At 37.2% G+C, this 25,694-nt stretch carries 18 protein-coding genes; all 18 read right to left on the reverse strand.

Going from position 1 to position 25,694, the window contains the following annotated elements; translation table 11 throughout:
* Positions 1-54 precede the first annotated feature (54 nt).
* On the reverse strand, positions 55-489 hold the full coding sequence (gene tssE / locus GYY69_RS05455; RefSeq protein ID WP_174796764.1) for a type VI secretion system baseplate subunit TssE: 435 nt from the start codon (positions 487-489) through the stop codon (positions 55-57).
* On the reverse strand, positions 490-1,005 hold the full coding sequence (gene tssJ / locus GYY69_RS05460; protein WP_174796765.1) for a type VI secretion system lipoprotein TssJ: 516 nt from the start codon (positions 1,003-1,005) through the stop codon (positions 490-492).
* A 20-nt stretch (positions 1,006-1,025) separates the two neighbouring features.
* Entirely contained in the window at positions 1,026-2,072 is a 1,047-nt protein-coding gene (gene tssG / locus GYY69_RS05465) for a type VI secretion system baseplate subunit TssG (RefSeq protein WP_174796766.1), read from the reverse strand.
* Positions 2,036-3,799: a type VI secretion system baseplate subunit TssF gene (gene tssF, locus GYY69_RS05470; RefSeq protein WP_174796767.1), complete on the reverse strand. Its 1,764-nt coding sequence runs from the start codon at positions 3,797-3,799 to the stop codon at positions 2,036-2,038. The genes tssG and tssF overlap by 37 nt, the downstream gene beginning before the upstream one ends.
* Positions 3,800-3,857: 58 nt before the next feature.
* Positions 3,858-5,468, reverse strand: a complete 1,611-nt coding sequence (tssA, locus tag GYY69_RS05475) for a type VI secretion system protein TssA (protein ID WP_174796768.1) — start codon at positions 5,466-5,468, stop codon at positions 3,858-3,860.
* Between the two features lie 33 nt (positions 5,469-5,501).
* A complete protein-coding gene (locus GYY69_RS05480; RefSeq protein WP_174796769.1) occupies positions 5,502-8,831 on the reverse strand; it encodes an ImcF-related family protein in 3,330 nt (1,109 codons plus the stop codon).
* Complete coding sequence (locus GYY69_RS05485) at positions 8,818-10,053, reverse strand: hypothetical protein (protein ID WP_174796770.1); 1,236 nt, start codon at positions 10,051-10,053, stop codon at positions 8,818-8,820. Before GYY69_RS05485 ends, GYY69_RS05480 begins: the two co-directional genes overlap by 14 nt.
* Positions 10,053-10,325 carry a PAAR domain-containing protein gene (locus tag GYY69_RS05490; RefSeq protein ID WP_174796771.1) on the reverse strand — a complete coding sequence of 91 codons (273 nt, stop codon included), beginning with the start codon at positions 10,323-10,325 and terminating at the stop codon, positions 10,053-10,055. The genes GYY69_RS05485 and GYY69_RS05490 overlap by 1 nt, the downstream gene beginning before the upstream one ends.
* Before the next feature lie 198 nt (positions 10,326-10,523).
* Entirely contained in the window at positions 10,524-11,192 is a 669-nt protein-coding gene (locus GYY69_RS05495; protein ID WP_174796772.1) for a hypothetical protein, read from the reverse strand.
* Positions 11,193-11,238: 46 nt separating this feature from the next.
* Positions 11,239-11,904 carry a hypothetical protein gene (locus tag GYY69_RS05500; RefSeq protein WP_174796773.1) on the reverse strand — a complete coding sequence of 222 codons (666 nt, stop codon included), beginning with the start codon at positions 11,902-11,904 and terminating at the stop codon, positions 11,239-11,241.
* A gap of 45 nt (positions 11,905-11,949) precedes the next feature.
* Entirely contained in the window at positions 11,950-12,615 is a 666-nt protein-coding gene (locus tag GYY69_RS05505; protein ID WP_174796774.1) for a hypothetical protein, read from the reverse strand.
* Positions 12,616-12,661: 46 nt separating this feature from the next.
* Positions 12,662-13,330: a hypothetical protein gene (locus GYY69_RS05510; protein WP_174796775.1), complete on the reverse strand. Its 669-nt coding sequence runs from the start codon at positions 13,328-13,330 to the stop codon at positions 12,662-12,664.
* A 46-nt stretch (positions 13,331-13,376) separates the two neighbouring features.
* Positions 13,377-14,042 carry a hypothetical protein gene (locus GYY69_RS05515; RefSeq protein WP_174796776.1) on the reverse strand — a complete coding sequence of 222 codons (666 nt, stop codon included), beginning with the start codon at positions 14,040-14,042 and terminating at the stop codon, positions 13,377-13,379.
* A gap of 34 nt (positions 14,043-14,076) precedes the next feature.
* Positions 14,077-14,742, reverse strand: a complete 666-nt coding sequence (locus GYY69_RS05520; RefSeq protein WP_174796777.1) for a hypothetical protein — start codon at positions 14,740-14,742, stop codon at positions 14,077-14,079.
* A gap of 22 nt (positions 14,743-14,764) precedes the next feature.
* Entirely contained in the window at positions 14,765-19,453 is a 4,689-nt protein-coding gene (locus GYY69_RS05525; RefSeq protein ID WP_174796778.1) for a toxin VasX, read from the reverse strand.
* Between the two features lie 17 nt (positions 19,454-19,470).
* Entirely contained in the window at positions 19,471-20,382 is a 912-nt protein-coding gene (locus tag GYY69_RS05530; RefSeq protein ID WP_174796779.1) for a hypothetical protein, read from the reverse strand.
* Entirely contained in the window at positions 20,382-22,832 is a 2,451-nt protein-coding gene (locus tag GYY69_RS05535) for a type VI secretion system Vgr family protein (RefSeq protein ID WP_174796780.1), read from the reverse strand. The genes GYY69_RS05530 and GYY69_RS05535 overlap by 1 nt, the downstream gene beginning before the upstream one ends.
* Before the next feature lie 31 nt (positions 22,833-22,863).
* A complete protein-coding gene (gene tssH, locus GYY69_RS05540; protein WP_174796781.1) occupies positions 22,864-25,686 on the reverse strand; it encodes a type VI secretion system ATPase TssH in 2,823 nt (940 codons plus the stop codon).
* Between the last annotated feature and the right edge of the window lie 8 nt (positions 25,687-25,694).

The following is a 25,694-nucleotide window of genomic DNA, read 5'->3' on the forward strand; positions in this document are numbered from 1 at the left end:
ATAAATACCGATGCATAATTAGCCTATATCAGCTTAAATATGAACTACTGTTTCTTAACTATATCTATAACTGCGATCTTTTCGTGTATATTTCAAACACGCTTTACCGTCGGGCATAAAATAAGTCCCATACTTAACTAGTCCACCTTCTTTAAAATGACAAATAAGTTCATAACCAAGCACCATTGAATCACTGCTTTCTTCCGCAATATTAACCTTAATTGATGCAAGCCTTGGTTCATAAAGAAGCAGTGTTTTCTCAATTGCTCTCATTAAAATATAAGCCGATGACGGTAAAGCTTGAAAGATCGTTGACATATCGGGTAATCCATAATCTGGCATGTGTTTTACAGCGCCTGCTCGGCTATTTAAAATACGTTCAATATTATCCATTACGCTGATAATTGTCTGTTCATTTTCACTTACATCTTCAACGGCTATGCCTGATTCAAAATAACCATAAAGCTGGTCGTATAATGAAGCACTCATTTATTTTTCTTCCACCAATTTTATTGTGTATTGACTTGCGATTATTTGACGTGGTTGAGTAATGTTTAAGTCTCCACGTTTTAACACTAGTCGCCAGCTATTATCTTTTAAGTCTGGTTCTTTATAAAGCGCAGCAATACCTACCGCTTTAGCCTTTTTATCAAATGCAACATCAATAGAAATCGCGGTATCTGGTTTTAATACTATTTCTTTACTTTCAATCAATGAATCTTTTAGTTCATCACTATCTTGATCAACTAACTCTTGATAAGCAACAGAATTAAAAACGTCAGCTTCTTTTAATTGATAAATTCGAATCACAACTGGTGAGGATCGCCCTTCATCATCTATATTTAACTCAACTCTTGCTGTAATATCTAAATGTAAAGTTCTTACATCCCATTTAAAAACAGAGTTGCTCAAATCAGTCGCTTTTTCTGAGACACTTTGCGCAATACCACATCCTGTTAGACACATAGTTAATAAGATAGTAATGAATATATTAATTATTTTCATATTTATTTCCTTTCTTTATATTATGCTGCATAACTAATGCCGCAATAGCAGCCTAAATTTACAGCGACTTCATCTTGAATAGGTTCACCATCTACTGCTTTTTTAGTGAACGATGCAGTTTGCCCTAATCGACTATTTTTAGATACCAATTGACTACGAGGTAAAAATTGACGCTGAATATAGAGCGTCATTTTGGCATCCACTTGATATCCCAAGTAAGCGCGTAATAGAGCCAATAAGTCATGATATAATTTCCCACCAGGTAGTAAATCTGCGATCTGGCTTTCATATTGTGGAGTAATAGCAATATGGACGGTTTGATTACATTCTCTAAAACGAGATCCTAATATAGCGCCACCATCTAAAGCAGCTCGTTCATGCCGTTTTCCCCCCAACTGTGCAGGGTTATCAATTGAGTGCCAAACTGGATGAAACTCACTTACAACAACTTTTGCATCATTGACTAACACTCGTACTAATCCAACTATTCCTTCGGCTGTACGTGTTTTTTGTGTAATTAAACCTAATAATGCTAAAAACCGAGATAGTGGCGTACCAATTTGTTTACTTGTCCCTTCTATACCAAATCCCGTTAATCCAAGTAAACATAGTGATATCGGATCTTTTCCACCATCTAAAAAGCTTGCCGGATAATGATATTTCAACCAAATCCGATAAAATTGGGTTATTATTCGATGGTTAAATATATCTAAAAAGTCGGTCATGGCTTGATAGTTTTCTTCACGGCGAATAATATTATCAAGTAAGCCGAGTGGTAATGCAGCATCAACACCATACAACCCTAAAAATCGAGTTCTAACTGTAGTTGGCCGATTGATATAAGGTGCCCTCTCTATATATTTCAATTCACTTGCAGGAAAAGACATATCGATAGATGGAGCAAAACGCAAAGGATCCGCTGTTGGGGTTTCGTGTTTACCCAATACAGGACCATCTGCATAAATTTGTTCAATTAACTGACAAAAACGATAAAAATTGATTTTTGGCAGGTTCTTTTCAAGAGCCTGCATTAAAGAACTGCTTTCGATGCTTTGCTGTGATGCCATACAATTTTATTTCCTGTTGGTAAAACTATAATCGCTAATTGCGTAAATAAGTTAACATCGGCATATAATGCAAAAAATTGGTGTAACAACTCACCAAAAAGCATCACATCACCATCACCTGTAAATTGGTAACTATTAATTGTCACCTCAATTTCTATACCACGTTGTAACATCCCTTTTTCAATACGTTTAATCATTCGATGAGAAACTTCTACTATTCCCTCTAAACGCCGGCGATTTAATTCGTTATCTGTCCAATCATATAAAGCAAGGGTTCCACGCAACACTTCTGCATTCATTAATGACAGATAATTAGGTGCTAAATGCGATAGCACTCGCCAATAAAAGCGATCTTCTGTTGGTGGATAACAAGGTAACGTTGGAGAACATAAATTTCGCACTTTTGCGATAAAATTTTGCGAATGACACAGCTCATGAATTCGAGCATTACGTAAGGCTTTACGCGGTAACATACCATTAGTACCAGTGATGCGTAATGATAAAGTTTCAGGCTCAAGCTCATCGTCTTTATCCCAAATCTTACCGCCCAAAATCAACCAAGTATCATGTAACCCCGATGCACCTTTACGAACTCGCGTATGATAATACCTTTCTGGAGCATCATGCCGTAACATACCACCCCGATGTTTAAAGCTTGTAAAAGGGACATAGTGGTAACGTCCATTACGAGTGATAGACTCGACATGCTCAACAGAATGAACCTCAACATGTCCACTTTGACGCAATAATGGACGAAGCAAATATTCACTTTCTAATTGGTTAACAACAATAGGATCAGCTTCCATATCGAATAAATTAATGGCTGGTACACAATGCAAACGGATATTACTATGGTCAAAAGGCATATCACTTGGCCAAGTTTGATTAAGCAATAGTTCGATATCAATGTAATCACACTGTTCCGCAATAGCATGTTTCTCTAATCCATGTAAATCAACAAACATAAATTTTTCACGAAATGCAAAATACTCTAATAATAGTTGATACCCAGCAAAAGCATTATCAGGTTTTAGCCACAAACGCTCATCGTCACCAAAACCAACTGGGGTTATTTTACCTTGCAAATTTATGCGTTTTTCAGGTTGGGTTGCATAACGCAAATATATTGAAGCTACTTGCTGTGTTAACGCATAATATAACGCTGATGCAATCGGTCCATCTGCATTTAAATATAATCGTAGTCGGGACAAGTCAAGTAGTTGAAGATCAGCTAACTCACCAAAACGGAGACGAAGAGTAATCATGCTTCGACCATCATGATTGATACCTATTTTTGCTTGACTGATTTGTATTGGTTGTAGTGTCACTGCTTGTGTCGTACGATATGGACACTGCGTACCTGCCTGACCAAGTGGTTCTGTCTGTACTTGTAATCCTTTAGGAATCACTTCAGGGCAAGATAATGTCATATAATTTGGCGTTAATTCAATAATAGACAATGACGGAATTAACCGCAAATAGTGTGGCCAAAGTAGACTCACTAAACTTTCAGTAAGTTCCGGTAAATCATCATCAATTTTTTGGCGTAGCCGCCCAGTTAAAAAAGCAAAGCCTTCAAATAATCGCTCCACATAAGGATCACGATCACCAACGCGATCTAAATTCAGTTGACTTGCTCTATCAGGATGAATTTTCGAAAATTCTTTTCCTGCATCTCGCAAGTAACGCATTTCTGATTCATAATAACGTAAAATTAAATCATCCATTGTTTATCTCTTTATTTTTTATATTATTTAGTCTGATTATTTTTTATCGTTGATAAAATTACATCACACTTAATGCCCTTGCTGGATCTAGTTGGATTAGCTCTTGTTGTAATAACTCAACTAACTCTAACAAATGTGGCTTGATTATTTCTTTAGATTTTGTTTTTTGCTTGATTAATCGCAATAAACATCGCTTAACCTCAAACAACAATTCTTGCTCCCACTGTAATAATGTCAAGGATTTTTGTTGATTATTTAAACCAATAAATAGCTTTAATGCAATATCTTGCTTACCAAGCTGATCTGCAACTCTTGCCTGTGTATATTGCAATAAAAAGCGTTGTTTAGGGGAACGTAACAATGGCAAGTTTTGTAGCCAATAAAACGCTTTTTCTAAACTTTCGGCATGAGCTAGCTCTAAAGCTTGTTTTTCAATTTCATTCCAATCATCATCAGCAGATACTGCAATGGGTTGCATACTGTCACCTTCATCTAAATGATGAATACGCGCATTATTTGCAATCCAATCTAATGTTTCATCATCAGCAAATGGCATACCATTTTCAAAAAATAGGTGTTCAACACCATTTAACCGCTCTAACATTAAACCAATATCGGTTAAATAAATATCCGCCCATGATTGATAAGGCTGTCCCATTTTTTGTAACGACATTACCGTTGCCCGTTGCAAATCTAACCAAAAATGATTAGCGCTTTCCATAAAAGCAGCTTCGACACGTTCAAAAAGCTCTGACCATTGTTGTTGAAGAATTAAACGGCTAATATGCTGTTTAAGCTCTGTTCTTGGGGCCGGTAGTCGTGTTTTTCCCCGATGATCAGCAGGAGGTAAATCAATAATCGTATCCCATCTCAGCACCCTTAAAAAGCGACCAGCGGCAAGATAACCATCAGGCTTTTCACGCAAAAAAGTCGCCATTTTACGGGCCAGATCGAGCAAATCACGTTGAGAACCAATCTTCATTCCAGTTATATTTTTAGGTGAATCTAATTGCGAAGAAGGTTCTGGAGCTACCGAAGTGGCTTGCGCAACATTGGCCGTTTTAGTAGGTTGACTTATGCCATTATTAAAAAAGTGAACTAACGCTGACAAATCGGGGGAATCAATGGGTTGATTAGGATCATCACTAACAAAAAGTTTTTGGCAACAATGATCAATTTGATTTAACGCAACAATAATACGCGTCAAGCAAAGTTCAGGTATAGGGCGTAATTGAGTAAGTTGATCAACAAATTTTGCATTAGCAAGCCATTCTACCGCATTTTTACGAATATTATGCCGTGAAGGATAAATTGATGAACCAAATTTATCCAGTAACCCAGCTAACAGCTCAACACCATCAGCAAAGCCATCCGCACCATCGATATATAAGCGTGCCAAACAATAATAAGTTGCAACACGAATATCTTTACTATTTTGTTTTAATATTGTTTCACTTTCAGTAATAATCAGTGGGTAATCAACCCCTGACAATTTTGCGATCTCTTCTTTAATTTCTTGGAATGTGTCGTGATAGGTTAAATCCTCGCCTGTAGGCTTGTCTGGTGCAATGGGTTGCAACCAGTCATTCCAACGTTGGTTTAACTCCCTTGTCACAGATTGACTAGGGGTTTGTTGCCCTAAAAAACGGCTTAATAATTGGCTAAACATAATAATAATCCAATATTTTATTTTAATTAATTGTTATTCAAATACCGTTTTCGGTAAAGTAAAATTACGTAACTTCAATAATGTTAACGGACCACCCCCTAACTGAGTACGTAAAATAAATCTTAACTTACGTTGATCTGGTGCTTTCCAAACAATTTCATAACGGCTTGAATCCAACGGTTTGACAGAAGCTGATCCAAGTAAACGGATCCATGCCCAATCACCACTATAGTATTGATAAAGCCGTAATCCTGACGTATCACTACTCCAGCTTAGCTGTGAATAAGGTGAGTATCCATCACCTGGCCAATTAAAGCGTTTCCAAGTAGGAGACTGGTTAAAATACTCCAGCTTTTGCTTATTAACTACCAATTCTGTCCGCGTAATTTTGCTACCACTACGGGGCATGATATCAAATGATAAAGCGACATCCCCTGTTGTGAGCAGCTCTGCCGATAATTCATTAAATAATTCTAACGCATCAAGAAACTTAGGTGAAAAATTAAGACCTTGAGCATTGACAGAATTTATAACCCAACTTCCACCTTTCTTTTCCAACACTCCACTTAGCTCACTGGTGATAAAACTATCAATAATTCCTGTATCGGCACGTAAAAAACGGGCTAGTTCAGCCAATGATGCTTCGTTGTCACTATTCTTAAAAGGATAGCGGCCAGCAAAAGATTTTTCCCATTGACTAACAATATAATTTTGCCAAACCTCATTAAAACTATTGGCCGCTGGCGCTAACACCACTTGCCATGATTGTTCTAACGGTCGTTTAAATAAGCTATAACCAAATCCAGACCACTCTTCACCTAAATTAGCGGCAATTAAGTTTCCATAATCTCGCGTTTCGGTTAAATCAATTGAAGTACCTTTAAAAACACTTTTCGCTAATCCTTGCATCATCGCTTGGGGATCGGCACTATTGGCTATATTTTGTAATTTTAAACGAACTTGAGTAATGCGTAACAAATAGGTCTGCAAAGAAAGTCCATTCGTATTGTTATTATTAAGCAAACTGGTAACAGGTAAAAATGTTGCTGTTAATGGTCCAGAAGCCTCGTTATTTATCGGCAACCCTGTCTTTGATTTATTTCCAATCAACTCTTGGGCAGAACGAATTAAATTATCGGATAAACCATCACCTGAATAAGCAACTTCAGACTGATACTTAACCACGTTGATTAAAGCAATTAAAGGAGACTGGCGAGTATCAGCAAGTAATGTAAGTTGCTCAATAACATCTGAAACATTATTAGATGAATGCCACTGAATTGTATTTAAAAAGTTTAACCATGCAGCACCATATTCACTAAAATAACGGTCGGTTAGTTGTTTTTTTAACGTATCAGGAGAAATTGAAGCAGTTAGATCATTTTCTCCATCACTCAATACCCAATCAATTTGTTCTTTTCGATATTTTGCCACCTCAGCAATTTCATCTTTAATAGTATTATCCCAAGCTTTGCGGGTGTAAACGCCAGGAATCTCGGTATCCGTTGAAAACAGCATTTGACTGTCTAACCCTTCAAGTAACTGATTCAAATTTTGATTTGCATAATGCTGGCTCGCTCGTTGAATCATCTCTTGATAAAGTGTATTAACAGCATTTTGTACACCAATTTTATTAATTAAAATTTGTCTAACGTCTTTAACTAAACGAGTATCATTACTTTGCGCCCAATCAGGATGTAAATTAAGCATCTGTCCCCAAAAACGAACCAAATCAGGCATAAGTCGTTGCCAATCACCATCACTCACACCTTCTGGCGCTCGCCATTTAGTTGTAGCAAACTGACTCAAATAAAGCCCATCACTCTTATCTGGGTATCCCATCATTAGATAAGCTTTTAATACATCATATGCAGAATCGACTAATTTTTCCCGACGAGGATCACCCGGTGGTAATTCAGTTAATAAGTTCAAATAATCGGTCATGATATTATGAAATGGCGTAGCAATATTACGTGAATTTGTTGCACGATAGGTAAGCCACATTCTTTTAAGTACCTCATCATTATGATTTAAGCCAAACCGATTAAATAAAGGCGCACCATGTTGTTGACGATAAAGTAACTGCTCTAAATGCTGTTGTAACTGCTGTTGTATTTGCAACCGTGAAGTATAATCTTGTTTAATGGAATCATCAGCTTGCTTAACAAGTTCAAAACTATCATCAATAAGCGATGCATTTCGAAAATACGAAGTACACAGCGCTATACACATTACGCCCATAAGTGAAAGTAGTGCATAACAAGACCAAATATCCCATTGGATCCCCATGCGTCGCCCCATTTGTGAATTAGCATCATCTCGAATTGATTGCCATGTCGGAGTCATGGCTAAAGAATGCTCAAAAATGGGCATATTTTCATTATTTGACTTTGATTGAGGAGGAGTAAAAAAGAGTCCTCGAACATGAGGAGAATAAGGAAAAGCAATTAGAGATGTTAAATAACGTCTAATATTCGTGATATCGCGCTTAACTAAATCCTGACTTAATTTGAGCAAAAACGAATAACAAGTATTATCTTTAAGTTGCCTTACGCCTCGTTGACTACACTCTTTTGCTAATTGATTAAGAGACACAACAACCGATTCCATGTCCCCTTGTTTTAACTCACTGAAAAGCACACCAACACTCTGCTCTACCCGCCCTGTTTGTGACCATTCACACAGCTGCCCTGCAACTAAATAAAGCGGTGCAGACCATTTTAAAACTTTATTACGAGCTTGTAGCTTTAATACGGCCTTTTCAAGCAATAATTGTTGTTGGCGGTTATCATCAAGATAATGCTTAGGCGCAACCCAAATAACTGCATCAAGCGGTTTGCTAAAAAATGGTAAAATACGCGAAAAGTATTTTTTTAAGGTTTCTAACCATTGTGTATTTGGCTCATCTTGAATATCGCCACCGTACACCATGAGCGTATTATCAGACAATTGCCATTGATCTTGTGACAAATTAGGTAACAAATGCTCAACGTCAGAGTGATGACCCAAAACTAAACATTTACAAACTTTATAACGCCAAAAAAAGCCATAACGTGTTTGAATAAATTTTACTATTTCTGTAAATGAATCTGTTTCTTCATTATTTTCCTTTATTTCACGGTCAATATCTATATTAGTTTTATCAAATATCCTAAAATTGGAATTTACCACTTTACTTAACAATAAAAAAACAATGTCATGTAAATGAGATAATAATAAAGCAATAGATACTACTACCAAAACAGCAATGATTTTATCACCCTTTGTAATAAGGAATGAAAAATTATTTTGCCAAATGCAAGCTATAACAATCAATGCAATAATTAATAATAATATTATCCATATAATCTTAAACTTTTTCATTTTTTCTATTTCTCTTTTTACTTTCCTGCAAACATGACACAACCGAAGCGGTAAGTGGTGTTTTACCTACCATGATCAATTGTTTATCTTTTTTTATAGATACATTTTCAATGGCTAACACTAATGCCAACCAATATGAACAATAGCCAGCATAACCAATTGAAGTATCGATATTAAAATGATTTTTTGCTTCAAATTGAATCTGATTAAAGTGGTGCATAATTTCATTTTTAAAATCTGACAAAATACCACTATACCAAACCCCGCCATACTGGTTATCATCGGCACTACCCCACAATAAAGCATGTTCAATAGTTTGCGTGAATTCCATTTTTTGTTCACTACGATGAACTTTTATTAATGGCGAATTAACAGTAGGAAAAAATGGCGCTCTATTTACCTTTTCCCCTGCTAGAACTAGCATTGAAGCAAACTCACCTTCATCTTTAATTGGAGCAGAAAACAGATGTGTATTAATCACCAAAAGCAACTCATCATCATGAGCACTATTGTCTAACCATGTTTCTATAAATGTAGCTGATTGGCTGGGCTCTTCAATTTCAAAGCTAGCAGGATGACAAATTCTTTTTCCCAATGTTTCCATCCATAATGCCTTTATTTTATCGTTTGAAATTTCTGCATCAATAAATAACCTAACATGCAAATTTGATTGTGTTAACACGGTTGCAAATTTCGCTTTGTATTCTTTTTCAAAACGGGTAAAAATGACTTTTAAACGCTCATCAAAGCGTTCCGATGGCATACCATCAATAACAGATAAAGTCGTGTGGGGAGTAATAATGCCACTATTAGGGTGTAATTTACTTGTAATAAGAAAATCATTATTAACAATAGCGGCGGCATTTCCTGCATCACCTTGTTCACTAATAAGTGAAAAGCCTAAAACGTATAACCCTCTTTGCCCATAATTAATCAATTTTTGTTTACGCTTTTCTATGCATAAATTCCACTGTTCAATATAAGCTAGACGATTACCATAGAGATAAACACCATATAAAAATATAAATAGCCAAGAAACAACAGGGAAAGCAAACAGGCCTGAAATAAAGAGGATATCTGATATGTCATAAAAAAAGCTGAGTGTAACTGTAATGATACAACCAAGCAGAATGAACACGATAAGCAAAACACCCCAGAACCAAAAATTCATTTTTTTAGCATCAGACAACGGGGCTGGCAGTAATGTTAAATCGACAGACATTAGCTTTTTCCTACCTCGGATAATGATGAGATTAAAGAACAACCACAACTGCTTTTATGACCATCTAAAGCGACTTGCTTACCTTGATCGGAAAAAGTTGATTCGCCCTCAATAATAGGATTAATTCCATGGCCTTTTATTGGACAACTGACTAAATCCCCCACTCGAGCAACAGGTTTGCCTAAAATTGTCATTGTCGATGAAGCAGTAATGACTTTTCCGCCATGATCTGTCAAATCCCCTAACCGAATGACTCCGCGTAATTTACTCATTTTTCATTTCCCTTATTATTTTATATTGTTTAGTGTATTTCAATCTAATTTATAAAAATATTAATCTTTTTATTACAAATTAATTAAATAAACCATATTTAATATCGAATGATATAAATTGGTTAATCACAAATAAACCCGCTGCTGATTTTGTTTACAAAAAAATCTAATGGTTAACAATAACACCATGATTTACTATCATAAAACATAGTGACCACTAGTACCCACTGTTAATTTTAAACTGTCATCATATTGAATGCTGTAGTAATGAGTCCCTGGAGCAGGTCTATCGCCTAATACCGCAGCTTCTAAACCGCCATAGCCAGGATACAAGCTATAAATATCCTTATTTTTTATCCAGTTTGGGACGTTTTCCATATGGTAATAAAAATAAACCATACGCATTCCTTGCAACTGATTATCAACCCCATCAATTTTATCAACCACAATCCGACCAAAACAGAAATTTGTTCCACCCCACCATGTTTTATCAAGATATTTACGCCCTTCATCAGTTAAATTATAGCGGTAGAGTGGCTTGTCGCCATCGTGACCGACTAGCTCTTCGGTAAATAATCCCTCTTTGGCATAAAGGGAGAGTTTTAAGTTAAGTCTTTTATTTTGCTTAATTTTGTCATAGGGGTCTTTAGGATCTATTTCACCTTCAAGGTAATGAATTGTATAGGGGTACATATCTGCATACAGATCCCCCACAGCGAGGCAAACCGCTTTATTCCCCGTTGGGTTATTATAATCATTTTCTTCTTGTATACGGGTTTTATAGTCATTAAAATCACAACTGGTGAGTAAAGGTAACAACAGTAGCGAACCTAATAGCAGTGAGTTGATTTTCAAGTGTTTTTTCATTATAGTTACCTGTTAAAATAGTTAACAATAACACCATGATTTATGATTATAAAACATAGTGACCACTCTTACCGTTCATAAGACTTAGGCTTCCATCAGGCTTTATGCTGTAATAATGTGCGCCCCTAGGACTCCCCCCCAATACGGCTTTCTCTAAACCACCATAACCAGGATACAAGCTATAAATATCCTTATTTTTTATCCAGTTTGGGACGTTTTCCATATGGTAATAAAAAAACACCATTCTTATCCCTTGCATTTGATCATCAACCTCATCAATTTTTTCAACCACCACTTTTCCAAAACAGAAATTTGTTCCCCCCCACCATTTTTTATCAAGATATTTACGCCCTTCATCTGTTAAATTATAGCGGTAGAGTGGCTTGTCGCCATCGTGACCGACTAGCTCTTCGGTAAATAATCCCACTTTGGCATAGAGTGCTAGTCGTTCATTTAATTTATTATTAATATAAATAGGATCGCGATAGTGCATATCTTTATGATACCCTGGCATATATTTAATAGTATAGGGGTACATATCTTGATAAATCTTACCCGCACGAAGACAAACCGCTTTATTCCCCGTTGGGTTAGCACGATCATTTTCTTCTTGTATACGGGTTTTATAGTCATTAAAATCACAACTGGTGAGTAAAGGTAACATCAGTAGCAAACCTAATAGCAGTGGGTTGATTGTCAAGTGTTTTTTCATTATGGTTCCTGTTAAAATAGTTAACAATAACACCATGATTTATGATTATAAAACATAGTGACCACTCTTACCGTTCATAAGACTTAGGCTTCCATCAGACTTAATACCGTAATAATGTGCGCCCCTAGGACTCCCCCCCAATACGGCTTTCTCTAAACCACCATAACCAGGATACAAGCTATAAATATCCTTATTTTTTATCCAGTTTGGGACGTTTTCCATATGGTAATAAAAAAACACCATTCTTATCCCTTGCATTTGATCATCAACCTTATCAATTTTTTCAACCACCACTTTTCCAAAACAGAAATTTGTTCCCCCCCACCATTTTTTATCAAGATATTTACGCCCTTCATCTGTTAAATTATAGCGGTAGAGTGGCTTGTCGCCATCGTGACCGACTAGCTCTTCGGTAAATAATCCCTCTTTGGCATAGAGTGCTAATCGTTCATTTAATTTATTATTAATATAAATAGGATCGCGATAGTGCATATCTTTATGATACCCTGGCATATATTTAATAGTATAGGGGTACATATTTGCATACAGATCCCCCACAGCGAGGCAAACCGCTTTATTTCCCGATGGGTTAGCACGATCATTTTCTTCTTGTATACGGGTTTTATAGTCATTAAAATCACAACTGGTGAGTAAAGGTAACATCAGTAGCAAACCTAATAGCAGTGGGTTGATTGTCAAGTGTTTTTTCATTATAGTCACCTGTTAAAATAATTAACAATGACACCATGATTTACTATCATAAAACATAGTGACCACTAGCACCCACTGTTAATTTTAAACTGTCATCATATTGAATGCTGTAGTAATGAGTCCCTGGAGCGGGTCTATCGCCTAATACCGCAGCTTCTAAACCGCCATAGCCAGGATACAAGCTATAAATATCCTTATTTTTTATCCAGTTTGGGACGTTTTCCATATGGTAATAAAAATAAACCATACGCATTCCTTGCAACTGATTATCAACCCCATCAATTTTATCAACCACAATCCGACCAAAACAGAAATTTGTTCCACCCCACCATGTTTTATCAAGATATTTACGCCCTTCATCAGTTAAATTATAGCGGTAGAGTGGCTTGTCGCCATCGTGACCAACCAGCTCTTCGGTAAATAATCCCTCTTTGGCATAAAGGGAGAGTTTTAAGTTAAGTTCGTTATTAGCATCGATTTTGTCATAGGGGTCTTTAGGATCTATTTCACCTTCAAGATAATGAATTGTATAGGGGTACATATCTGCATACAGATCCCCCACAGCGAGGCAAACCGCTTTATTTCCCGTTGGGTTATTATAATCATTTTCTTCTTGTATACGGGTTTTATAGTCATTAAAATCACAACTGGTGAGTAAAGGTAACAACAGTAGCGAACCTAATAGCAGTGAGTTGATTGTCAAGTGTTTTTTCATTATAGTTACCTGTTAAAATAGTTAACAATAACACCATGATTTATGATTATAAAACATAGTGACCACTCTTACCGTTCATAAGACTTAGGCTTCCATCAGACTTAATACCGTAATAATGTGCGCCCCTAGGACTCCCCCCCAATACGGCTTTCTCTAAACCGCCATAGCCAGGATACAAGCTATAAATATCCTTATTTTTTATCCAGTTTGGGACGTTTTCCATATGGTAATAAAAAATCACCATTCTTATCCCTTGCATTTGATCATCAACCTTATCTATTTTTTCAACCACCACTTTCCCAAAACAGAAATTTGTTCCCCCCCACCATTTTTTATCAAGATATTTACGCCCTTCATCAGTTAAATTATAGCGGTAGAGTGGCTTGTCGCCATCGTGACCGACTAGCTCTTCGGTAAATAATCCCTCTTTGGCATAAAGGGAGAGTTTTAAGTTAAGTTCGTTGTTAGCATCGATTTTGTCATAAGGATCGTTAGGATCTATTTCCCCTTCAAGATAATGAATGGTATAGGGATACATATCCTGATCAATTTTACCCACCCGAAGGCAAACCGCTCTATTGCCGGTAGGGTTAATACGATCATTTTCTTCCTGTATGCGGTCTTTATACATGTAATTATTACAACTTTTTAGTAAAAATATAATTAGTGCGCTACTGATGAGTAATGCAATGATGGTTAGTTTTTTTGTCATGATTATTGCCTATTAATAACCCCATGATTTGCGTTTATAAAACATATCCGCCACTCTGGCCGCCCGTCAAACGTAGCTCACCATCAGGCCCAAAACTGTAATAATGTACGCCTCTAGGGCTCCCCCCCAATACGGCTTTCTCTAAACCACCATAACCTTTATATAGACTATAAATATCCTTATTTTTTATCCAGTTTGGGACGTTTTCCATATGGTAATAAAAAATCACCATTCTTATCCCTTGCATTTGATCATCAACCTTATCAATTTTTTCAACCACCACTTTGCCAAAACAGAAATTTGTTCCCCCCCACCATTTTTTATCAAGATATTTACGCCCTTCATCAGTTAAATTATAGCGGTAGAGTGGCTTGTCGCCATCGTGACCGACTAGCTCTTCGGTATATAATCCCTCTTTGGCATAAAGGGAGAGTTTTAAGTTAAGTCTTTTATTTTGCTTAATTTTGTCATAGGGGTCTTTAGGATCTATTTCACCTTCAAGATAATGAATTGTATAGGGGTACATATCTGCATACAGATCCCCCACAGCGAGGCAAACCGCTTTATTTCCCGTTGGGTTATTATAATCATTTTCTTCTTGTATACGGGTTTTATAGTCATTAAAATCACAACTGGTGAGTAAGGGTAACATCAGTAGCGAACCTAATAGCAGTAAGTTGATTGTCAAGTGTTTTTTCATTATAGTTACCTGTTAATTAAGTTTATTTTGTTGCGGTGGTGGTATCGTTTATCAACGATTCGACCCAGTTAATAACTTGATACTGATAAGAGAGCAGATAAGGAAAAACCGCCTTACCGTTGCTGTCGGTTTTGCCTTGTGGCCAATATTGAACTGTGCAAATCACTTCAAACTGACCATTTACTCGACCTAATAGCTGGTTAATTCCAAATAAGCCAACATCAGGTGCTTTAGGCTTAGACGATGTTGTATCGGTATCGGTATTAGTATTGGTTTGGGTGGTGTCTTTGTCTTCTTCATAAGGATCTGTTTTCACCGCAATATCAATGGTGTGTTGCATTTTATACCAAGTTTCTAATGCTTGATTTGGTTTATCAGGGTCAGTTGCCAAATATTTATAAATTTCTACTTCTTCATTCCTGACCATATTTTCATTAACTGGTTTAAAACATTTGGTGTTACATTGAATCGGCTGAACAGTTAATTCCTCACCGCCATGGCTTACCTGCAAAATAGTATCGAATTGTTCACCGCGATGGCGGATGGTGATCTCGCCTTCAAATGCTGCTTTATTCTTAACAAAATCGGGTAACTGCATCACTAAATGTAACTTGTACAGTGGAGCGTTTGGGGTTTTGTTTATGATATCAATCAATTCGCTTTGATCATCTGATCCCCAAACTATGCCATTTATGCCATTGACTTTATAGGGTGGTGCTTTATCTTTATCTTTATCTTTATTTTTTTTACCTTCATCGATCAGTTCACGAATTTGAACTTCGTAATGTGCGGTTCGGCAAAATCCTTTGCGCGAAGCAAGGTAAAAATCCTGTTCGGATAAATAGTTACCCGTATCGCTAATGGGATAAGGCGGATATAAGTCATTGCGAGCAAATTTACCAAAAATTGAGCGGTTGATCCATTTGTCCATTTCGTCCCAGTTACTGCCGTCGTCATAAGTACCAAATAGAAAATTGATCACAAATGGGGCTAAAAACAGCACGATTGTCCACGGGGCGGCAATGCCCAATACCATGCTAAGTCCTGCTGCGACAAACCCAATGGTTGAGTTTATCATAAATCCTACCGCGCCAGGATCACCACGGGTTACGGCATTCATTGAGCGACATAGATCACCAAAACTGTCGATTATGGCAATGGATTTAGCCGCATAGCCTAATACTTTGCCAGCTTTACCAATTTTACCAAGTAAATCGGTAAGTGTTTTGTCACGCTCGCAAAACAGTGCTTTTAGTTTTATACCATCAAGAATGGCATAAGAAGCGGTTAAAGCAATATCAAGATAGGTTCTTAATAATGCTCTTGAAACTTTGTCGATAAACGCTGAATCGGTTAATGTATTCAAATTAGTTTTCAAACCACTAATTTGTAGATATTGATAAGCAAGCGTAAAGACATTCATCGCATTAGATACTGACGTATCATACACCGCAGTTCGCCATTTTTCTTTTGCCTGATATTTAGCCGCGTTTAGCTCTTCATATTTAACCACGTTGGCATCTTTGAATTTATCTACATTAGCATTACCTCGACTAGTGGTCATTGATTGTTCAAACATTGTCCGTTCTGTTTCATTGCTAAATGTCAGTAACATATCTAATTCAACAAATGTATTTTTTGCCTTAGTTATGTCTCGTTTTTTAAGTCTAAATCTTTCTTGCGTTGACGAATAGTTTCCGCGAATACGAGTGCCATCGGAGGTTATTAGATTGCCATTATTACTTTGGGCGTACACAACCTGCGCTGAGCTACCAAGATTATCTAAAAAATGTTGTAGATTTGATACTGGCACTTTTACTTTATATTGTTTATGAGTTGCCGTTGAAAACATATTCATCGCTTTAATCAAGTGAGTATCGACCACTTTGGTTTTAAGGTCATAGGTATTATTATTAGAAAGGCTTTTGGCGATATTACTCATTGATAATTTGATCAGTTCTTCTTTTATATAAGCCCCGACTGTCACATTACCGTTAAGCTTTAAATTCAAGATTTGTTTGATTCTTTTGATATTCTTTTTAGCACCCGACAAAGGATTATTGACTTTGGTGTTTCCTTTTGTTATTCCTTTACCGCGATTAGCTAAAATCTTTTTGACCTCTTGCGTTAACTGCTTGTCAGCTTCGGGAATATTTCCTGATGCAACATTAAACAGTGAATAAGCACCTTTATTGCCCTCGATTAAATAATGATAAATACTGTTTTCATTTTTTATCAGCATTGACCACAGCTTGGCTTGTTTATCTAAATAAAAGTTGCCGACAGAATCATTATCTAAAATAATCAGCAAACTTGATAGCACTAGAATATGCTGGTCAGAGGTATCGGGATCACATTCGGTTAACCAGAAAGGGACGGTGTTTTGCTCACCAAACAACCATAATAGATATGTAAAATAATCTTCTGATACTTGTTCAACATAGGTTGATAAATTTTGGTAAAGGGTTTTATCTAACGCTTTATATTTGACTATTGATTCGTTATTAAGACGTTTTGATTCTTTACCATCCCAGCTTTTATTCCTTTTCCATTCGGCAATTGTGTCTTTAGCATTGGGATATTTGACAACCACGACATCATAACCCTCTATTGTGCGTAATTTTTTCTCTGTTTGATAAATAGCTAAAATGTCTTTTTTTTGCGCAGCTGAAATATTAATAACTTTATAATCACCTAGTGGGGGAACACCATCTACTGGAGATCCACTTAAGCTGATCTCACTGATATATCTAAAATAAAAAAAACGGGCAACTTGATTATAAGGCCATCTAAAAGCGGGTATACCCCGTATTGCTAATTTGTTTTCGATCGCAAATCCAGCATCACCCACCACATCTAATACAAAAATTTTATCCAATAAGCCCTTACCATTATCCCCTTTATAAAGCTCAGTTTTTAGCACTAACTTTGCCTCTTGTTCGGCATATCTTTTTAAATCTTTATTATAATGACCATTTGGTTGATAAAAGGCAAATAAAATACAATCTGATGCATCCTCAATTTGGTTATCAATTTTTAGTATATCTTTATAATTTTCAATACTATTGTATTGGTTGCGTGCATAACTGGTTTCGGGTTTAAAGTAAAGAAAGGGGTGCCCTGATGCCCTGCTTTGTTGTTTAGTAAAATACTCTTCAATGGCTTTTGTTCTTTTACCGACTAAATTGGCCATAATTGCAGGGATTGTATTTCGATATTTTTCAAATAACCATTGTTTTGTTGGTAATGCAAAGTCGAATACTTTAAGATTTTCATACACCTCTGTATACTGCTGGTTATACCGAAGATCTAAAATATTTTCTGCATAAAATGATTTAATAATATCTGGGTCAATATCATCACCAAGCTGTATTGATTCTTCACGAATAATATCTTGGGTGGTTTTACCCAAATTTTTCCTTAGCCTTTTTTGAATCGCTATCGCTTGCTCTTGGCTTCGGCCTGCAAGCCCGTTAATTACTGGTGCTAATAACTGCCTTCGTTGTACCGATAGCTCTTCGGCTAAACCTAAAGTGTCTTCAACCAATATTACGCCAATTTCATCAGTTTGGTAATTTGAATTTGCTCGCGCTTCACCTTGGTAGCCTTTTATCGTCTTTTTAAAATTTTCATTCAGTCCGCCTGCTTCCTTTTTTAACGAGTTAAAATGGCTAGCGGTACAAAAAATATGTTTAAAATAATTAAATATATTTGATGTGCTACTGTCTACGACTTGGTTTAAATCGACTTTTTTAGTATAAAAAACACCTTTGCCTATCGCTTTGTCAATTGGGGTGTTTAATGATGTTGATTTTTTTGTTAATTTATCTCGATAGTTTTTTTGTTGTTTTTCATCAAAATAATCAAGCACCTCTTTATTACTACATTCTATTTCAACCAAATAACGTTTTATGGAAGTACTTTCGGTATCCTCACCATTTGTTTCACTAGCTTTGGGTTGATGCGAAGTTTGTGCCTGATTATCATCGGCTTTACGGATAAAGTCATTAAACGAAAAACTTCTTTGCTTTTCTGAAACAGCCATCTCTGTAGGATTAGTTTTGGTTAAATCAACAACGGTAAAACGTTCATCTCGTTTTTCCTCGTTTTCACGATAATATTCAATGACTTCTTTATCCCAACGATAAGGGCTATAGGCTATCCACGCTTTATCATAAATTTTATTATCTAATGTAATAAATTTCGCTTTAAACTGATGCCCCTCTGTAACGCAAGATGATGGTAGTTCTTTTGGTCTTGATCCTTTGATATCTCTTAGCTCTCTCAACCGAAAAGCACCAGAATGAGTGACTTCAAAAGCTTTTACTTTTAATAAATTGAGATTTGTTCCCTCCCACTCTTTAACTGATTTATTTTTGTGTAGTAAAATATAGACGTACCCTTCTCTTAACGTTCGGTAGGCATATTTAAAATGCTTTAACGCTTCTTTAGGTTCTCGATCGCCTAGCGCTAACATGCCTTGATCCCATGCGATACCTTTAAAATTTTTAGGCACAATACTTTTTCGAACTAAAAAAAGTGGAAAACCCGATCGCTGGCAAGCACCGCATTTACCATTGCTCAATTTCATATTTGCTGCGGCTTCATTAATTAGCTCAGGAGTAATTTCAGGTGGCGCTTGATTTGTTTCAATGCTGTCGCTTTCGAAGTCTGAATTATTGTTCTTGTTGTTTTTGTTATTAGTATCCATTTCATTTTTCCTTATTTTTATTTTTTATTTTTGTTGTTTTTCAATAATGCTTGGAATGTTGAATTGATGACTAGGAATCGCTCTGATAATGTTCCTGGCGACTGCAAAGCAACATCGTCAATGATAGCTCTGATTTTTTCATGTTGTTGTAGATCAGCATACTGCATGGAATAAAATACATAGATCGTTCTGTCTTTAATGTCTGTTAAACCAAGTAAACTCGCAGTATAGTAATGCTCTATTAATGTTATTAAATCATTTTCGCCAACGTTTTCATTAATTTCTTCTTTGATGTCATACCAATTAACATATAGCCTAAATAAATTGTTAGATTCCTTCTGAAAAAAACGTATTTTAGGTGGCAAACTTGACGGGAGTAACTCATTATCTTTATTTGGTTTGATTACTCTTAATTTTTGTTGTATATCAATATAGTAGTAAGTTAAGTTAGTTGGGAAAAACACATTTATCCAATTTGGATCGGTCAGCTGGCTATCTTGTAAAAGTTGCATTCTAAACGGTTCGTAAAAGGGGACAAACCGCATTGAACACATTTCACCCAATATTAAACCTATTTTAGGTAACCATTCTGCAATTTCATCAATCGCTTGTTGTGCTACAAGCCAACCGCAAACATACGGTTTGGTGGTTAAAAAATCTTCGCCAACTTGAACCATTGAGGAAAATAACAGATCTGTATTGACATCTTGGTTAGGGTGACCAATACAGACTAAATGAGGGCAAGACGTTAATTCATGTAATAACTCTGGACGCTTAACCATCTCAATATCTTTTGGCGGTAAAAGTTGTTTTAACTGTTGTGGATAAAGTTCGCTTAATTCACTGGTTACGCCAAGCATATCAATTAATAAATAACGATAGTATTTTTTGTTATCTTCACTATTTAGCTGTTGTTGTAATGTATCCACTATATTGTCTCCGAGCATTGGCTACCTTTCGGTAATTCAACTTCTGGTACTTGGTAATTTGCCGGTCCTAATATACGAAAGCTGGCCGATTTAACCTGAACATCACCCGGGGCAAGCATTTTTATCCCGCCATTTTCAATCACAATAGCCGCCCCACCGCACGTTAATGTGAGCTTTTTATTTGCTGAGATAATGACTTCACTGTCGGTACTGGTAATTTTCATATCCTGTTTTGAACTTAATTGCATTGCATCATTTTGTGCCTGTATGTCAACATTACCTTGCGAGGCAAATATCTTTATGCCCATTTTATTGGCAAATAGGCTTATCATGTTGCCCGCAGTGACCATAAAGCGTTTAAATGCACTGACATCAACCGTGTTTTGTGCTGTCTGGATAATGTTTTCACCTGCGGTGTGTTGAATTGAACTTGGGGTGACATCAGCCAAGCCAGCCGGTGCGTAAGTGAGTATTCCCGGTTGTTTTAGTTCTTTTAAGCTTTGTTCAAATAGCTGTTTTTGAGTTTGTAAATCAGCCAGCTCAGCTTTGGCGGCCTCGGCAAGTTCATTGAGCCGTTTAACCATTTCAGCCGCTTGCGCTAGTTCTTTAACGGCGTTGTCCATTTGTAGCTGTATATGACTTGCTTGGGTTTGTTCTTCACTGGTAATATACAGCCCTTTTCCCGCTCTTATCGCCCCCCATTCGTCGGTGCGCAGTTCAAAGCCTTCACCGCGTTGTCCTTTTTTATTATCAACCAAATGCCCTAAATTAAGTTGGCTTTTGCCGTATTCGGTGGCCAGTTTAATATGCTCTTGCCCGCGTTTATCATCCATGCGCAGTTTGTTATTAGCCGGCGTGCGAATCACATTGCGGTGTTTGTTAATGGTGGTAACATGGTCAGGGTGAGCACTGTCATGCATCGCATGGGCGATATATGGCCTATCAGGATTGCCTTGCATAAAGGCAATGGCTACTTCAGTACCGTCAATTAAGGGAAAGTGAAAACCATAGGTGTTACCCGCATACGGTTTAGCTAAGCGTACCCATAAGCTTTCCGTGCCACTTTTCCATTGTTTCAGGTCAACATTAAATTTAACCCGATAGCGCCCTTGCGGGTCGATATAACCATAGGTGTCATGATTAGGACTGGTGACACGGGCAGGTAAAGTACCACTGACTTGTGGCCAACGTATGGGCGCAGGGCGATAGGGTTTTAAAGCTTGATAGGGAATGGCGGTAAAGGTGAGTTCATAGGCATCAGTGCGGTTACCCTGCCCCTGTACACTTAAAATGATGATACCGTCATTGATATTTGCCAGCGGACTGCCGTTGAGGTTAATCCATTGACCGGGGGCAAGGTTGTAGTGGTTACTCTTACCTTTGAGGATAATTTGCTGGCTAATAGCTTGCTCATGACGAATACGGGCATACCACTGACCGCTTTCAATCTGATTGTCGTGAGTGTTATTGTCATTATCACTATTATCATCGCCACGAGTTTGCGGGTTGTCTTGTCCGTTACTATCTAAACCTTTATAGTGCTCAGCATAACGGTAGTCAGTGCCATAGGTGGTAAGGTCTTTGGGTTGGGTGTTTATTTCGCCCTGTAAATCGGCGAGGGCATCACGGTAGTTATAATCTTGTACCTTGACTGAAGAGACCACCACTTCACTATGTAGGCTGATATCCCACACGCTTTCAACGCCCGTATCAGCCATGCCACTGGGCGGTTTATAGTCAATATCAGCCACCTGCGCATAGCCTTGCTCATAATCACTTAACACCATCACATCACAATGGTGCTCAGCATGCGTTTCAAAGCGAAACCAAATACCGACATCGGCCAATAAGCGCTGAATAAAGGCAAGGTCACTTTCTTGCCACTGAGTGATAAACTCTCGCTCAGGGTAGCTGTCTTTTAGTTCTAAACGGTAATCAATCCCCGTCAAACCATGACTGCGCAGCACTTCTTCAACCACACTGACCACACTTTGATTTTGAAATATGGCATTATGTTGCCCCACAGCCAGCCGTGCTAAGCACGAGGATAACACTACCTGATAATGGGCTTCATCTTTATTGACCGATAACTGACTAAATTCGGTAATCACCCCATGTAAGGTGCGTTTATTCGTCAACGTGGGCAAATCACTTAATGAGCGGATAGCGGAAGTTAATGGTTTATTGATAACCGGATTAAAGGAAAAAGTCGATTTTTGATTAAGGAAAGCATCAGGCGATAAGGTTTTATCAGTACTAGTAAAGGAGATAACATAACGCCAAGGCTGGTTTAACGACTCATCACCCACAACATGCAAAACCGACATCGCCGCGCCCAGCCCGTCAACCGTTAAAGTATAGCGATTATGGCTAACACCCCCTAAGCCCGCCATTAAATCGCTAAACCCGTCACCGAGCTGACCCAGAAGACGATTAAGTTCGTTTGACATGTTGTTCTCCTATTTATTTGTGTATATTTTTTTACTCTGTATGACTAGTTGTTTCTTTTGTTGTTTGTTTTTTATTACTGTTTTTTTCCTCTGTTTTTGATACTTTTGAAGATGTTTTTTTTACTGTTGTTGCCTTTTTAGCTTTTGTTGGCGCTGTTTTACTATTTTTTGTTACCCATTCAAGTACAATGCCATCTGTTTCGCTAAAGTCGAGTTGTAACGTTAGTGATTGATTGTTTTGGCTATTAACCTGCTGTAGTAACAAGTTAGAAACTACTGGTAAGATTTGTTGATTTAAAATACTATCGATATTACGAGCACCTGTATCTGGCAATAAGCAAGCTGAAACTAAGGTATCGTAAAGTTTTTGACCAACATTAAACTCAATTTTGTAATGTTTTTGTAATCGAGATGCAACTTTATTTAATTTCATTTCAACAATTTTGCGCAGTGCAACATCATCTAATGGCTTATAAATGACAGTTTGAAAACGCGCTAATAATGCTGGTTGAAAGTGTTCGCGTATAATAGGGCGCAATAATTCTTGCTGTGTTGCAATATCAGCATTTGGCATTTGATCAAATAATGCCATTAATTCATCGCTGCCTAGGTTAGAAGTCATTAATATTAAAGTATTACGGAAATCAATTTCACGCCCTTCACCATCTCGCATAAAACCACGATCGAATACTTGATAAAATAGATTCAATACATCGCGATGTGCTTTTTCGACTTCATCCAATAATACAACGCTATATGGGCGTTTACGGACGGCTTCAGTCAATATTCCACCCTGACCATAACCCACATATCCAGGTGGTGATCCTTTGAGTTGTGATACAGTATGGGCTTCTTGATACTCTGACATATTAATGGTGATCAAAGATTGTTCGCCACCGAAAAGCGTATCAGCTAAAGCTAAAGCTGTTTCGGTTTTACCAACACCAGAGGGACCGACTAATAAGAATACTCCCATCGGCGCATCTTCTGAGGTTAGCCCCGTTTTTGCAGCACGAATCCGTTTAGCGATGTCAAAAAGCGCGTTATCTTGACCGACAACACGTAAGCGCAAATCATCTTCTAACATAAGCAAATGGCTTTGTTCATCTTTTAATAGACTTTCTAATGGCACTCCGGTCCAATCGGCAATAATTGAAGAAACAATTCGGCTATCAACATCAAGTGACAATAAAGGTAAACTTTTTTGTAGTTCACTTAATTTTTGCTGTGTTGCAATCAGTTGCTTTTGAATTTTTTTATCTTGTTTTAGTGTTAATTTTTGTCGTAACTCAATTAGTGTTTCAACAAGTTTTTTCTCTTTTTCAAATTGTATTTGTTGATTGGTTAATTGTTCTTGTAGTTCGCCTAGTTGTAAATCGATTTCTCCCATACGATCTGTTGATAGCTGTTCTCCTAATACTACATCAGCTTCTATTGCTTCTTGTTCCATTGTCAATGAGGCAATTTTGGCTTCAAGCAACGTGATTGATTCAGGAATTGTATCTAGCCCCATGCGAACCCGAGCTGAAGCAGTATCAAGCAGATCAACGGCTTTATCTGGCAGTTGACGACCACTGATATAACGTCGAGAAAGCGAAACCGCTGTTTTAACAGCTTCATCCAGTATATGTACACCATGGTGTTTTGCGTATCGTAATTTTAAACCACGTAGCATAAGACAGGCTTTCTCGTCATCAGGCTCATCAACTTTAACAATTTGAAAACGACGTTCTAACGCAGCATCTTTTTCAAAATATTGTTTGTATTCAGACCATGTTGTAGCAGCAATTGTACGTAATTCACCCCTAGCTAGCGCCGGTTTTAATAAATTTGCTGCATCAGCTCCACCGGCTGAATTACCTGCACCAATAATGGTGTGTGCCTCATCAATAAAAAGTAATATTGGGTTCGGTGATTGTTGAACAGCCTCAATCACATTTTTTAATCTTTGTTCAAATTCACCTTTTACGCCAGCACCAGCTTGTAGTAAGCCAAGATCAAGCATTAATATGCTAACTTTTTCAAGGTTCTTAGGCACGTTGCCTTCTGCAATACGTAGCGCCAGTCCTTCAACTAATGCCGTTTTACCTACGCCGGGTTCCCCCACTAAGATTGGGTTATTTTTGCGACGACGAGATAAAATATCGATCATTTGTCTTATTTCACTATCGCGACCAAATACAGGATCAATTTTACCTGTTTTCGCTTTTTCGGTAATATCTTCAGTAAATCGACTAAGCGCCGCTTGATAATGTTTTTGTTGTACAGCTTGTTGTTGGTTATTTTTAGTATCAGCTGTTTGCGAATCCTGATTAGTATCAATTTTTGATTGGGATGTGCTATCGATATCATTATTTGAATGATAACTGTATTGATTTACTGGGCTTTCATCTGATGTTTCATTTAATTGAGTGCGCATTTTTTGTAATGACACAACGGATAAGCTAAGCAATTGCCATGCATCTTGTGCTTTTAAGCAATGAGGCATCTCTTGTAACACTTGTAAAATATGTACTGAACGAATAACATCTTCTTGATCTTCAAGTGAAGCCTTTAACCATGCTGATTGCAATACCGCAATCAACGATGACGATAAACTAGGTTTTGTATTAATTGTGTGTGGTAAAATATCTAAATAATTCAACAATCCTTGCCAGACTTTGTCCATATCTAGTTGGTAATGTCTTGCAATAAATGAAATATCCCCTGCGCCTTGTTCTAATAATTTTAATAACCAATGTTCAAGTGTAATTTCTGGATGTGCTCTCGTTTGACATAATTCTGCCGCAGCTTCAAGTGCTCTTGCACAATACGGATTGAGTCGCCTTAATAAAACAGAAGGATCGGCAATCATTACTATTC

It is taken from the genome of Gilliamella sp. ESL0250, from assembly GCF_013345045.1.
Taxonomy (GTDB): Bacteria; Pseudomonadota; Gammaproteobacteria; order Enterobacterales; family Orbaceae; genus Gilliamella; species Gilliamella apicola_H.